The organism is Streptomyces venezuelae (assembly GCF_008642375.1).
In the GTDB taxonomy this organism is placed as follows: domain Bacteria; phylum Actinomycetota; class Actinomycetes; order Streptomycetales; family Streptomycetaceae; genus Streptomyces; species Streptomyces venezuelae_G.
This window is the reverse complement of record NZ_CP029194.1, coordinates 6,771,117-6,784,335: the sequence shown is the minus strand read 5'-3', so window position 1 is coordinate 6,784,335 and position 13,219 is coordinate 6,771,117. Positions and strand designations below refer to the sequence as shown.

At 70.9% G+C, this 13,219-nt stretch carries 8 protein-coding genes; 2 read left to right on the top strand and 6 right to left on the bottom strand.

Annotation, left to right across the window (positions count from 1 at the left end):
• Positions 1–386: 386 nt before the first annotated feature.
• The 4 genes from ald to DEJ46_RS30980 all read right to left on the bottom strand — a co-directional run bounded on the left by ald (position 387) and on the right by DEJ46_RS30980 (position 6,193).
• On the bottom strand, positions 387–1,502 hold the full coding sequence (ald, locus tag DEJ46_RS30995; RefSeq protein ID WP_150271666.1) for an alanine dehydrogenase: 1,116 nt from the start codon (positions 1,500–1,502) through the stop codon (positions 387–389).
• 147 nt (positions 1,503–1,649) lie between these two features.
• Positions 1,650–3,635, bottom strand: a complete 1,986-nt coding sequence (locus DEJ46_RS30990; RefSeq protein WP_150271664.1) for a tetratricopeptide repeat protein — start codon at positions 3,633–3,635, stop codon at positions 1,650–1,652.
• A gap of 174 nt (positions 3,636–3,809) precedes the next feature.
• Positions 3,810–4,436, bottom strand: a complete 627-nt coding sequence (locus tag DEJ46_RS30985) for an NUDIX domain-containing protein (protein WP_150271663.1) — start codon at positions 4,434–4,436, stop codon at positions 3,810–3,812.
• A 98-nt stretch (positions 4,437–4,534) separates the two neighbouring features.
• Complete coding sequence (locus DEJ46_RS30980) at positions 4,535–6,193, bottom strand: CTP synthase (RefSeq protein WP_024757730.1); 1,659 nt, start codon at positions 6,191–6,193, stop codon at positions 4,535–4,537.
• 500 nt (positions 6,194–6,693) lie between these two features.
• Between DEJ46_RS30980 and DEJ46_RS30975 the strand changes: the two genes are divergently transcribed.
• Both DEJ46_RS30975 and DEJ46_RS30970 read left to right on the top strand, forming a co-directional pair.
• On the top strand, positions 6,694–8,496 hold the full coding sequence (locus DEJ46_RS30975) for a glycoside hydrolase family 15 protein (RefSeq protein ID WP_150271661.1): 1,803 nt from the start codon (positions 6,694–6,696) through the stop codon (positions 8,494–8,496).
• A gap of 65 nt (positions 8,497–8,561) precedes the next feature.
• Entirely contained in the window at positions 8,562–9,944 is a 1,383-nt protein-coding gene (locus tag DEJ46_RS30970; protein WP_150271660.1) for an FAD-binding oxidoreductase, read from the top strand.
• Between the two features lie 3 nt (positions 9,945–9,947).
• Here DEJ46_RS30970 and DEJ46_RS30965 read toward each other — a convergent pair whose 3' ends face one another.
• Together DEJ46_RS30965 and DEJ46_RS30960 are read right to left on the bottom strand one after the other, a co-directional pair.
• Positions 9,948–11,600, bottom strand: a complete 1,653-nt coding sequence (locus DEJ46_RS30965) for a flavin monoamine oxidase family protein (protein ID WP_150271658.1) — start codon at positions 11,598–11,600, stop codon at positions 9,948–9,950.
• 25 nt (positions 11,601–11,625) lie between these two features.
• Complete coding sequence (locus DEJ46_RS30960) at positions 11,626–13,140, bottom strand: APC family permease (RefSeq protein ID WP_150271656.1); 1,515 nt, start codon at positions 13,138–13,140, stop codon at positions 11,626–11,628.
• Positions 13,141–13,219: the final 79 nt, after the last annotated feature.

The window sequence follows — 13,219 nt, the reverse complement described above, 5'->3', positions numbered from 1 at the left end:
GAGCACCTGGCGCACCGCTCCCGGGAGTAATTGTCGACTCATTCACAAGTCGTCTTACCTCCTTGGATGTCACCAGGAACATTTATCGATAGGTCAGCGTGGCACCATGCCGACGGTTGGCGACTCTATGGCGTGTCACCGCTCCGCAGCAACACAATCCGCCGGACCCGGCCGGATGTGTCGGCAACCGAACACGTCTCTGTCAAGGGTGCGCAGGCATGCATCCACACGTTTCAGGGGTGCGCGAAACGGTTAAAGGGTTACGTTCGAGGCGAGTTGCTCGGGCCCCGGACAGGGCCGGACGCACAGCCGGCCGGACCTTGTCGAACAAGGTCCGGCCGGGTGTGTGGCATTGACGGCACCGGTTGACGGCGGCGCCTGCGGGGTCAGCCCAGGAGGGTGCTCAGCTCGACGTGCTCGAGGCCGTGCGCCTCGGCGACCTCCTTGTAAACCACCTTGCCGTCATGGGTGTTGAGACCCAGACCGAGGGCGGCGTCGCGGCGCAGAGCCTCGACCCAGCCGTTGTTCGCCAGCGACACGATGTAGGGCAGCGTGGCGTTGGTGAGCGCGTAGGTGGAGGTGTTCGGGACGGCGCCGGGCATGTTGGCGACGCAGTAGAAGACCGAGTTGTGGACCTGGAAGGTCGGCTCGGCGTGGGTGGTCGCGTGGGAGTCCTCGAAGCAGCCGCCCTGGTCGATCGCAATGTCGACAAGGACACTTCCGGGCTTCATCTTGGCGACGAGCTCGTTGGTGACCAGCTTCGGGGCCTTGGCACCCGGGATGAGGACGGCGCCGATGACGAGGTCGGCCTCGACGACGGCCTTCTCCAGCTCGTAGGCGTTGGAGACGATCGTTTTCACCTTGGTGCCGAAGATCTTGTCGGCCTCGCGGAGCTTGTTGATGTCGCGGTCGAGCAGGGTCACGTGGAAGCCCATGCCGACGGCGATCTGCGTGGCGTTCCAGCCGGAGACGCCGCCGCCGATCACGACGCACTCGCCGGCGTGGGTGCCGGGGACGCCGCCGGGGAGGACGCCACGGCCGCCGACCGAGCGCATCAGGTGGTACGCGCCGACCTGCGGGGCCAGGCGGCCCGCGACCTCGGACATCGGGGCGAGCAGCGGCAGGGCGCGGTTCGCGGTCTCGACGGTCTCGTAGGCGATGGCGGTGGTGCCGGAGGCGAGCAGCGCGTCCGTGCACTCGCGGGAGGCGGCGAGGTGCAGGTACGTGAAGAGGGTCTGGTCCTTGCGGAGGCGGTGGTACTCCTCCGCGATGGGCTCCTTGACCTTGAGCAGCAGGTCGGCGATCGCCCAGACCTCGTCGGCGGTGGGGAGGATCTCGGCGCCGGCGGCGACGTACTCCTTGTCCGTGATCGAGGAGCCGACACCGGCGTTCTGCTCGATGAAGACCTGGTGGCCGTTGCGGACGAGCTCGTGGACACCCGCAGGGGTGATGGCCACGCGGAACTCGTTGTTCTTGACCTCGCGGGGGATGCCGACCTTCATCGTCGATCACGGTCCTTGAATCTGGGGGGACAACTGGGGTACTGCGATACATACCCGGATGCACTGCGGCGCACCGGGGCAGACCACGTTCGAACGCGGCGGACCCAGTCTAATGAAGGAGTTCCCGGTGTCTAGCCTTTCAAAGTACTAATCTTTCTCGAACCCACTACGGATTTCGCAGGCTGCGGTGCGTGATTCCAGCAATCGCTCCGCCGCGGCCCTGTGCAGCCCGGCCGCAGCGGGGTCACCGAGCCGGTCGAGCGTGTCGGCGAGCCGCAGCTGGAGGGCCGCCTGCAGCCGGGTGTCCCGCGCCCGCCGGGCCCACTCCACCGCCTCCTCGCAGGTCCGCAGCGACTCCTCGGGGCGCCCCGCGTACTCCTGGACCCGGGCCGCCTCGCTCAACGCCCGTGCGTGGCCCGGGAGATCGTCGAGCCTGCGGTAGCCGGCCGCGGCGGCCCGCCAGTTCCGCAGGGCCTCGCCGTACCGCCCGGCGTAGGTCTGCACGGCGCCGAGGCGGCCGTACAGCCGGGCCTGGTCGGCGCGCTCGTCGCGGGCGAGTCGCTGGGCGAGCGCGCGCCCGTACCAGTCGCCGGCCCGCTGCCAGTCGCCCAGCTCCTGATACGAGCCACCTACGGATTCCATCGCCCGACCGGTGGCGTACGGATCATTTGCTGCCCTTCCGGCATCCAAAGCCAACCGATATCGCAGCAGAGCGTCCTGCGTCCGTCCGGTCCTGGCGTCCAGGTCGGCCAGGTTCAGCAGGGCGGCCGCCCGCTCGCGGTGCAGCCCGCGTCGCTCGGCCACGTCCAGGACGAGCCGGTGGAGGCCGTACAGCTCGGGCGCCGCGGCCTCGGCGCCCCGGTGCGCGGCCAGCGCCCTGACGAAGGAGGCGATCAGTCGGCGGGCCAGGGTGTCGAGCTCCCCGTCGGCGACGGCGAGGCGGGCGGAGGCGAGCAGGACGGGCTGCCGGGAGCGCAGCCAGTCGGCCCCGGCGTCCCGGTTCGGGAAGCGCAGGGCGCGCGGCAGTCCGGCCAGTTTCCGCCGGGCGGCCGAGCCCTCGGGTTCGGTGACCGCACGGCACGACTGGAGGAGCCGTACGGTCCGCTCCAGCATCCGGGCCCGGGCGAGCTGCACCTCGGCGGGCCGGTCGCGCTCCTCCAGCTGAGCGCGAAGGAGAGGGACGAGATGCCCGGGAACCGCGTACTGCCCGTCGTCCCCGGCGGAGACGAGCCCCAGGGCGGCGAAGTCGGCGAGGGTGGTGGCCGCCGCGGAGACCGAGCAGCCGGCCAGGGCGGAGGCGGTGTGGGCGTCCGCCCGGCCGAGCGGGGCCAGGGAGAGGAATCGCAGTATCCGCGCGGCGGTCGCGGGCAGGGCCTCGTGGGCCAGCAGGAAGGTGCGGGTGAGCGGGTCGCCGGTCAGTCCGCGCAGCTGCTTCGCGAGGTCGGCGACGGAGGCCTTGGGGCGGGCCGCGAGCCAGCCCCCGGCGAGGACGACGGCGGCGGGCATCCCCCCGCACTCCTCGACGAGGGTCTCGGCGGCCTGCGGGTCGACGGTGATGCGGACGGAGCCGGTGAAGGCGGTGAGCAGCTCGATGGCCGACTTGGCGTCGAGGCCGCCGAGGGTGCAGGGCCGTACGTCGGGGATGCCGGTGAGCGGTCCGCGCGACACGCCGACGACCAGGGTGGCGGGGTCGTCGGGGATCAGCGGGTCGGCCTGCTCGGCATCGACGGCGTCGTCGAGGATCAGGACGGCCCGGCGCCCGGTGAAGGCACGGCGGACCAGCTCGGTCAGCTCGTCCTCGGCGGCGCCGGGCGGCTCGGGCACGCCGAGCGCGGCCAGGAGTTCCTGGGCCACGCGGGCGGTGGGGACGGGGTCGCCGCCGGGCTCGGTGAGCCGGGCGCGGAACACCCCGTCGGGGTAGCGGTCACCGAGGCCGGCGGCCAGCTCCTCGGCGAGGGCGGTCCGTCCGGAGCCCGGCTTGCCGGCGACGAGCAGGACCCGGGCGCGGGGTGCCTTGCGGCCCGTGAGGGTGTCGAGGCCGGTCCGTTCGATGTCGGCGCGCAGGGCCTTCAGCTCCCGCTGCCGGCCGAAGAACCGCCGGCCCACGGCCGCCGCCACCGCCTGATCCGTCACGGGCCACGCTCCCGTCCACCTGCGCACGAGCCATCCCGCGGGGGACTCCGCACGGGCGATTCCGAGCGTAGTTCAGGGCGCGGCACGGACCCGGCGGAGCGCGGCGGACACATCGCCCGATCGGATCAGCCGATGGTCACACCGCCGGGTTCCTGCGGGGACGACGAGGTGCCGTCACGACACGAACGGGCGGGCCGGCCAGGGCGCCTCCGCCGGCCGCAGCGCCTCGACCCCGTCGCCCGCGCGCGCGGCGGCCAGCGACAGGACACCCACCACCAGGCAGTTGTTGTGCAGCTCACCCGCGAGGACCGCGCGCACGAGCTCCGCGAGCGGCACCCGCGCCGACTCCATGTCGGCCTCCTCGTCGGAGACTTCGTAGCGCTCGCCCTCCGCCTCCGCGAGGTCCCGGGCGAGGAAGATGCGTACGGCCTCGTCGCAGCCGCCCGGGGTCGTGTAGACGTCGGTCAGGACCCGCCAGTCCCCCGCCTTGACGTGGGCCTCCTCGTACAGCTCGCGCTGGGCGGCGTGCAGCGGGTTCTCACCGGGCACGTCGAGGAGCCCCGCGGGGATCTCCCACAGCTTCTGCCGCACCGGGTGCCGGTACTGCTTGAGCAGCAGGACCCGGTCCTGCTCGTCCAGGGCCAGGACGGCCACCGAGCCGGGGTGGACCTGGTAGTCGCGGCGGGCGACCGTGCCGTCCGGCATGACCACGTCGTCCGTGCGGACACTGGTCTTCTTGCCCTGGAAGGGGGTCGTCGTCGCGACGACGCGCCACTCCTGCGGGGTGTCCTGCAGCTCCATCTGGGTCCTCCCACGTACGCGCACACACGAAAGCCGGGGTACGTGTCCGTCAGGACCCGTACCCCGGCAACGTTAACGCCGACCGACGACAGCGCCGGTTACTTCGCGGGCTTGCCCGTCTTGCGCTCGACGGCCGCCTTGACCAGGCCCGCGAAGAGCGGGTGCGGGCGGGTCGGGCGGGAGCGGAGCTCCGGGTGCGCCTGGGTGGCGACCAGGTAGGGGTGGATCTCGCGCGGGTACTCGACGTACTCGACGAGCTTGTTGTCCGGGGAGGTGCCGGAGAAGACCAGGCCGGCCTTCTTCTCCAGCTCCGCGCGGTAGGAGTTGTTGACCTCGTAGCGGTGGCGGTGGCGCTCGTCCACGTACGGCTGGTCGTCGTAGACCTCGCGGACGATCGAGCCCTCGGCGAGCTTCGCCGGGTACAGGCCCAGGCGCATCGTTCCGCCCAGGTCGCCGGCGCCCTCGACGTACGCGAGCTGCTCCTCCATCGTGGAGACGACGGGGTGCGCGGTCGCCGGATCGAACTCGGTGGAGTTGGCGTCCGGGATGTCCGCCAGGTTCCGCGCGGCCTCGATGACGATGCACTGGAGGCCGAGGCAGATGCCGAGCAGCGGCACCTTGTTCTCGCGGGCGTACTGGATCGCGCCGATCTTGCCGTTCACACCGCGGTCGCCGAAGCCGCCGGGGATGAGGATCGCGTCGACGTCACCGAGCTGCTTCTTGGCGCCGGCCGGCGTCTTGCAGTCGTCGGAGGTGACCCACTTGACCTTGACCCGGGCCTTGTTGGCGAAGCCGCCGGCCCGCATGGCCTCGGTGATCGAGAGGTAGGCGTCGGGCAGGTCGATGTACTTGCCGACGAGCGCGACCGTGACCTCGTGGTCGGGGTTGTGGACGCGGTCGAGCAGGTCGTCCCAGGTGGACCAGTCCACGTCACGGAAGGGCAGGTCGAGCTTGCGGACGACGTAGGCGTCCAGGCCCTCGGTGTGCAGGACCTTCGGGATGTCGTAGATCGACTTGGCGTCGATCGCGGCGACGACCGCGGCCTCGTCGACGTCGCACATCAGCGAGATCTTGCGCTTGATGGCGGTCGGGACCTCACGGTCGGCGCGCAGGACGATCGCGTCCGGCTGGATGCCGATGTTGCGGAGGGCGGCGACCGAGTGCTGGGTCGGCTTGGTCTTCAGCTCGCCGGAGGGGCCGATGTAGGGCAGCAGCGAGATGTGCACGACGAAGACGTTGTCGCGGCCGACCTCGTGGCGGACCTGGCGGACGGTCTCCAGGAACGGCAGGGACTCGATGTCGCCGACGGTGCCGCCGACCTCGGTGATGACGACGTCCACGTCGTCCGTCGCCATGCGGCGGATCCGGGACTTGATCTCGTTGGTGATGTGCGGGATGACCTGCACGGTGTCGCCCAGGTACTCGCCGCGCCGCTCCTTGGCGATGACCTGCGAGTAGACCTGGCCGGTGGTGACGTTGGCCGAGCCGTCGAGGTCGACGTCGAGGAAGCGCTCGTAGTGGCCGATGTCCAGGTCGGTCTCGGCGCCGTCGTTGGTGACGAACACCTCACCGTGCTGGAAGGGGTTCATCGTGCCCGGGTCGACGTTCAGGTACGGGTCGAGCTTCTGCATCGTGACCCGCAGTCCACGGGCCTTGAGGAGCGCACCCAGGCTGGAGGCGGTCAGGCCCTTGCCGAGGGAGGAGGCGACACCCCCGGTGACGAAGATGTGCTTGGTCGTCGTGGTGTTGGGCGGCATCGCCAAGAGGGGGCTCCCGTGGTCGCGTTCTGGAGGTGCGTACCGGCGTCCCCTCCGGAAGAATCGGGGGGTGCCGTCGCTGCGGTTTCGGGGTCCTCGGCTGTCGCCGTTTCCCACCGGTCCACGGGGTACCAGGGTATCAGCGACATCGGGAGACCGCTTCCGGCCACACGCGGCAGTCGGGTGTTCACGGACGGCTACGAAAGGGTGGGGCGGGATCCGTCCGACGGGGTGATCGCCGTGGTCACGGGCTTGTTCACCCGATCGGAGCAGCGACGTTACCGGCGTGATCACCGCGTCACTAGGGTGCGACGTATCCTGCTCGGACACAGCCCGCCGAGCAGCCCGGCCATCGGCACCACCCCGCCGGCTCGACCGGACCGAGCGCTCGTCGACGAACCCCTGACCGCTGACACCAGCAGACCCGGCTGACACCCAGCCGGCGCATCCGAGCAAGCGCCCCACGGGGCGGACATGGCCGTTCGACTGGAGTGAAGCACGTGGCCGGGCGCATCGAGGATTACGCACTCATCGGGGACATGCAGACCGCCGCGCTGGTCTGCCGGGACGGCAGCGTCGACTGGCTGTGCCTCCCCCGCTTCGACTCCCACGCGGTCTTCGCGGGACTGCTCGGCACCGAGGAACACGGGTTCTGGCGGGTGGGTCCCGCCGCGGCCGAGGAGGACGAGGCGCCCCCGGCCGACCGGCGGCGCTACCGCGGCGACTCGCTGATCCTGGAGTCCGAGTGGGACACCGACCGCGGCACGGTCCGGGTGACGGACTTCATGCCCCCGCGCGACGGCGCGCCGCAGCTCATCCGGATCGTGGAGGGCGTCTCCGGGCGGGTCGCGATGCGCTCCGCGCTGCGGATGCGGTTCAGCTACGGCCGGATCGTGCCCTGGGTCCACAAGGTCGGCGAGCGCACGGTCGCCGTCGCCGGGCCGGACTCGGTGTGGCTCGACGCGGACGCGGAGACGCACGGCGAGTCGCTCACCACGTACTCCGAGTTCACCGTCGCCCCCGGCGACCGGATCACCTTCACGCTCTCCTGGCAGCCCTCCCACAAGGAGCCGCCGGCGCTGCCGGACCCGGAAGGCTCGCTGGAGGCGACCGCCGACTTCTGGCGCGAGTGGGTCGACCACTGCACGTACCACGGCCCCTACCGGGAGGCGGTGGTCCGCTCCCTGATCACGCTGAAGGCGCTGACGTACGCCCCGACCGGCGGGATCGTGGCCGCGCCGACCACCTCGCTGCCCGAGGAGATCGGCGGCGTCCGCAACTGGGACTACCGCTACACCTGGCTGCGGGACGCGGCGATCACCCTCTCCTCGATGCTGCGCACCGGCTACCGCGAGGAGGCCCGCGCCTGGCGGGACTGGCTGCTCCGCGCGGTCGCGGGCGACCCGGAGAACCTCCAGATCATGTACGGCATCGCGGGCGAGCGGGAGCTCGGCGAGGCGGAGCTGGACTGGCTCCCGGGGTACGAGAACTCCGGCCCGGTCCGCGTCGGCAACGGCGCCGCCAACCAGCTCCAGCTCGACGTCTACGGCGAGGTCACCGAGGCCCTGCACCTCGCGCACATGACGGGCCTGTCCCGCAACGACTACGCCTCCCTCCTCCAGATCAAGCTGATCAACTACCTGGAGAAGCACTGGGACCAGCCCGACGAGGGCATCTGGGAGGTCCGCGGCCCACGCCGCCACTTCACCCACTCCAAGGTGATGGCCTGGGTGGCCGTCGACCGCACGATCAAGCTCATCGAGTCCGGGGACGCCGACGGCCCGCTGGAGCGCTGGCGCGAGCTGCGCGACGAGATCCACCGGGACGTCTGCGAGAAGGGCTACGACAAGGAGCGGAACACCTTCACGCAGTCGTACGGCTCCCAGGAGCTGGACGCCTCGCTGCTGCTGATCCCGCAGATGGGCTTCCTGCCGCCGGACGACAAGCGGGTCATCGGCACGATCGAGGCGATCCAGCGGGAGCTGTCCACGGAGGACGGCTTCGTGCTGCGCTACCCGACGGCGGGCGAGGAGGCCGGAGTCGACGGACTCGAAGGTGACGAGGGCGCGTTCCTCGCCTGCTCGTTCTGGCTCGCGGACGACCTGGCGATGATCGGCCGGGTGGACGAGGCCCGCACGCTCTTCGAGAAGCTGCTCGCCCTCCGCAACGACCTCGGGCTGCTCGCGGAGGAGTGGGACCCGCGGCTCCAGCGCCAGGTGGGCAACTTCCCGCAGGCGTTCAGCCACGTCCCGCTGATCGACACCGCGCTGCGCCTGACGGCCAGCGGGGCGTACGGAGGCTGAGGCGCGGAGCAGGGCCCGCAGGAATACGCTGGGAGGGTCCTGTCCCCCGCACGAAGGGGGCTCCCATGGCTCCCCACGTCTCCGAAAGCGCCCTGGCCGGACTGGTCGAGGACCTCGCCGGTGAGGTGATCATCCCCGGCGGTCCGGGCTACGACGAGGCGCGTGCCCTGCACAACGGCATGATCGACCGGCGCCCGTCGGTGATCGCCCAGTGCGCCACCCAGGCCGACGTGTCCAACGCGATCCTGTTCGGCCGCGAGGCCGAACTGCCGATCGCGGTGCGCGGCGGCGGGCACAGCGTCGCCGGGACCTCCATGATCGACGGCGCGCTGATCGTCGACCTCCGCCGGATGCACGGCGTCGTCGTGGACCCGGAGGACATGACGGTGCGGGTCGAGGGCGGGGCGACCATGGGCCACCTGGACCACGCGTGCCAGCCGTTCCACGTGGCGACCACCGGTGGGCGGGTGTCCACGACCGGCGTCGGCGGCTTCACGCTGGGCGGCGGCTCGGGCTGGCTGGAGCGGAAGTTCGGGCTCGCCAGCGACAACCTGCTCGCCGTCGACCTGATCACCGCCGAGGGCAAGCACGTCCACACGGACGCGGCGGAGAACCCGGAGCTGTTCTGGGCGCTGCACGGCGGCGGCGGCAACTTCGGCGTGGCGACCTCGCTGACGCTGCGGCTGCACGACCTGCCGGAGATGAGCATGGCGATGCTGTTCTTCCTGCCGGAGGTGGCTCCCGAGGTGGTGCGGACGTACCGCGCCCTCGTCGAGTCGGCTCCCGACGGCGTGGGCGGCGGCGTCATCTACTTCCCCGCGCCGCCGGAGCCGTTCGTCCCCGAGCACCTCGTCGGGAAGCTGGTCTGCGGCACCCTGTTCACGTACGCGGGTCCCGTCGCCGAGGTGCGCGAGCTCGCGGCGCCGCTGCTCGCGCTGAAGCCCGTGATCGAGATGGTCACGGACGTTCCCTACGCCGATCTCCAGTCCATGCTCGACGACCCGCCGGGCCTGCGGAACTACTGGTCGGCGGAGTACCTGAACGAGTTGCCGGACGCCGCCGTGGACGCCTACTGCGCCCGCGCGGAGCTGATCCCGCCCCCCACCGCCTGCCAGCACGTGCTGTTCCCGCTGGGCGGCGCGGTGGCGGCCGGACCGTCGGACCACCCGATTCCGTGGCGTACCGCGCCGTGGGGTGTCCATCCCTTCGCGACCTGGGTCGACCCGGCCGACGACGACCGGGCGATCCAGTGGGTACGGGACGTGCGGGCGGACGCGACACCGTGGTCGACCGGAGCCGTGTACCTGAACTTCATCGGCTCCGAGGGAGAGCGGCGGGTGGTCGAGGGCTTCGGCGCCGACAACTACCGGCGCCTGGCCCGGGTCAAGGCCTCGTACGACCCCGACAACGTCTTCCGCTACAACCACAACATCGCGCCGGCCGCCTGAGGCTCACCGCAGCGCGTCGATCACCTCCCTGGCGGCGCGCTCGCCCTCCGTGGCCCCGCCCTCCATGAAGCCCTGGAAGTCGTAGCTGCAGTGTTCGCCGCCGATGTGGACGTTGCCCTGGGCCCTGCCCTCGTATCCGGCGTACCGGTGGAGGTAGCCGACGGGCCAGCAGGAGTACGCGCCGAGGGCGTACGGGTTCTTGTGCCAGGCGGAGAGCTGGGCGCGGCCCGTGTACGCGGCGGAGGTGCCGGGGAAGAAGGCGTCGATGCCCGCGAGGTAGCGGGTGACGAGGCCGCGCACGTACGGGTCGGACTCGGTGGAGAACGGCCCGGCGGGGTTCAGGTTCCTGGCCAGGCTGCCGCCGTTGTACTGGATGAGGATGCCGCCGGTGCCTCCCTGGATCTTGGTGGTGTCCCAGGTCTGCTGGACCTCGGAGTCGGTGAAGCAGTCCCCGGCGGACACCCCGGGCCAGGGGCCGGTGCCGCGCCACGGGCGGGTGCCGAACTGCATGTTGAGCTTGGTGCAGTGCCCCATGGTCGCGTCCCGCAGCAGGTTCCGCATGAGCGGGTCGAAGCCCGCCAGGGACAGGTCGAGCTGTTTGAGGACCGGCAGCGGGAGACAGAGGACCGTGTGGTCGGCGGTGACGGTCCGGACGGCGCCGGCCTCGGTGAAGGTCAGCGTCTGGGTGCCGTCGGCGTTGGCCCGTACGGCGGTCAGGGACCAGCCCCGGCGCAGGGTGCCGGCCGTGAGGGCTCCGGCGATGGCGTTCGGGAGCAGGTCGTTGCCGCCGACGATGTGGTAGCGCTCGTTGGACAGGCCCCAGATGTTGAAGTTGCCCGGATTGGTCTGGTAGCCCATGAGCAGGACGAGGGCGAGCGAGGACTGCTCGGTGGTGTCGGCGCCGTACTCGACGTTGTAGGCGACGTCGATGAACCTGCCGAGCGGGGAGGAGTGGCCGCCGGGGACCCGGGTCTCGATCCACTCGTACACGGACATGTTGTCGAGGGCGGTGCCGGTGGGCGTGGTCTGGTTCCAGAAGACCTCGCCCGCCTCGGAGAGGTCGCGGCGCAGCGACTGGTAGACCGCGTTGAAGTCCTCGTCGGCCTGGTGGCGCGGATAGTAGGCGCCGTCGAACCAGAGGACCTCCTCGGCCCCGTTGGGTCCGCCGCCGAGGAAGTCCTCGACGTCGAGGTCGAAGCGGCGGCAGAGCTCCAGGATCTTCTTGTGGCTGGTGTCGATCAGCTCGCCGCCGATCTCGGAGGTCTGGCCGTACGCCCAGTGGCCGCGCTGGGTCCACATCCGGCCGCCGACCCGCGAGGGGTTCGCCTCGTAGAGGACGGGACTCAGGCCGGCGTCCTGAAGGGTGAGGGCGGCGGTGAGGCCGGATATCCCGGCGCCGACGACGGCGACCCTGGCGGTGCTCTTGACGGGCGGGGACGGGGTGGCGGCGCGGGCGGGGGCGGCCCCGCCGAGACCGGCGGTCCCGGCGGCGCCGACGGCGACACCCGCGGCGGCCGCGTACTTGAGGAGGGAGCGGCGCCCGAGGGCGTCGGCTCTCATGCCTCTGAGCTCGTCGACGGGGATGTCGAGCCGCCGGGCGTCGGCGTGCTCGGCCGCGAGGCGCTTCAGCAGGTGCATCGGGTTGGTGCGTGCCATGGAGCGCTCCTTGAGGAAGGGGGAATCAGCTCTGCGGTACGGCGGCGGGGGCGGGGGCTGCCTCGGCGGGGCGCTCGGTCGCGTCCTCCAGGACGATCCGGCCGATGATCTCGTAGCGCTCGGGCCGCTTGGCCTTGAGGTAGAAGCCGAGGCCGAGGCCTCCGGAGAAGACCACGCCGACGATCCAGGGGATCGCCTTGAAGAAGAGGGAGTCGGCTGCGAGTCCGGCCGCGGTCTCCATGTTGATGACCAGAAGGACGACGACGGCGATCATGCCGATGCCGCCGAGGAGCGGCGCGGTGAGGGTCCTGAACCAGTGCCGGTCCTCCGGGTGGTTCTTGCGGAAGTAGCCGATGACGGCGAAGGAGCAGAGGGTCTGGACGATGAGGATCGCCATCGTGCCGAGGATCGCGAGCAGGGTGTAGAGGTGGATGTAGGGGTCCTGGCCGGTGAGCCAGAAGGCGCCGACGAGGCCGACGGCGATCCCGCTCTGCACGTAGGAGGCGATGTACGGCGAGCCGTGCCGCGCGTGGGTGCGGCCGAGCGCCGGGTGGAGGAAGCCCTCGCGGCCGATGGCGTACAGGTAGCGCGAGGCGCACTGGTGGAAGGCCATGCCGCAGGCGAAGGAGCCGGTCAGCAGCAGCCACTGGAAGGCGTCGACGGCCCAGGCGCCGATGAAGGACTGGGTGGGTGCGAAGAACAGGTCGAGCGGGCTGGCGGAGGCGGACAGCTTCACCGAGCCGCTGAGGCCGTTTCCGGCGATCGTCATCCACGACACGTAGATGTAGAAGAGCCCGACGCCGATGACGGAGATCAGGGTGGCGCGCGGGATGACCCGCTTCGGGTCGCGCGACTCCTCCCCGTACATGGCCGTCGACTCGAAGCCGACCCAGGACCAGAAGGCGAAGAACAGTCCGAGCCCGGCCGAGGTGCCGGTGAAGGCGTTCACGGGGTTGATCGGCTCGACCGGGATGCCGTCGGGTCCGCCGCCGGCGATCAGGACGGCGGTGGCGACCGCGAAGAGGACGGCGATCTCCGCGATGAGCATGACGCCGAGGGCCTTGGCGGTCAGGTTGATGTCGAAGTACGAGAGGACGGCCGTCACGGCCAGCATGACGGCCGCGTACAGGATCCACGGGATGTCGACGCCGAGCTGGTCGGCGACCGTGGTCTTGGCGAAGTATGCGAAGACGCCGACGATCGAGGCTTCGAAGACGATGTACGCCAGGACGGCGAGCATGCCGGAGGCCATGCCGGCGATCCGGCCGAGGCCGTGCGAGATGTAGCCGTAGAAGGCGCCCGCGGCCGTGATCCGCTTGGCCATGGCGACATAGCCGACGGAGAAGACGGTCAGGACGAGGGTCGCGAAGAGGTATCCGGCGGGTGCGCCGGTGCCGTTGCCGAAGCCGACGGCGATGGGGAGGTTGCCGGTCATCGCGGTGATCGGGGCCGCGGTGGCCACGGCCATGAAGACGACGCCGACGAGACCGACGGAGTTGGCCTTCAGCCGGTGGACCTCTGGAGTGGAGTTCTCTGCCATGGCGCGAGAGCATCCTCGCGTGTGACACAGGCCACAATCGACATGCGGTCGCACAATTCCCGCCACGGGGCGACGAGTT

What these genes read in the sequence shown, in the direction of transcription:
- DEJ46_RS30960 (WP_150271656.1), bottom strand. Translation starts at nt 13,140, where the DNA reads ATGGCAGAGAACTCCACTCCAGAGGTCCACCGGCTGAAGGCCAACTCC.
- DEJ46_RS30980 (WP_024757730.1), bottom strand. Translation starts at nt 6,193, where the DNA reads ATGCCGCCCAACACCACGACGACCAAGCACATCTTCGTCACCGGGGGT.
- DEJ46_RS30965 (WP_150271658.1), bottom strand. Translation starts at nt 11,600, where the DNA reads ATGGCACGCACCAACCCGATGCACCTGCTGAAGCGCCTCGCGGCCGAG.
- DEJ46_RS30970 (WP_150271660.1), top strand. Translation starts at nt 8,562, where the DNA reads ATGGCTCCCCACGTCTCCGAAAGCGCCCTGGCCGGACTGGTCGAGGAC.
- ald (WP_150271666.1), bottom strand. Translation starts at nt 1,502, where the DNA reads ATGAAGGTCGGCATCCCCCGCGAGGTCAAGAACAACGAGTTCCGCGTG.
- DEJ46_RS30985 (WP_150271663.1), bottom strand. Translation starts at nt 4,436, where the DNA reads ATGGAGCTGCAGGACACCCCGCAGGAGTGGCGCGTCGTCGCGACGACG.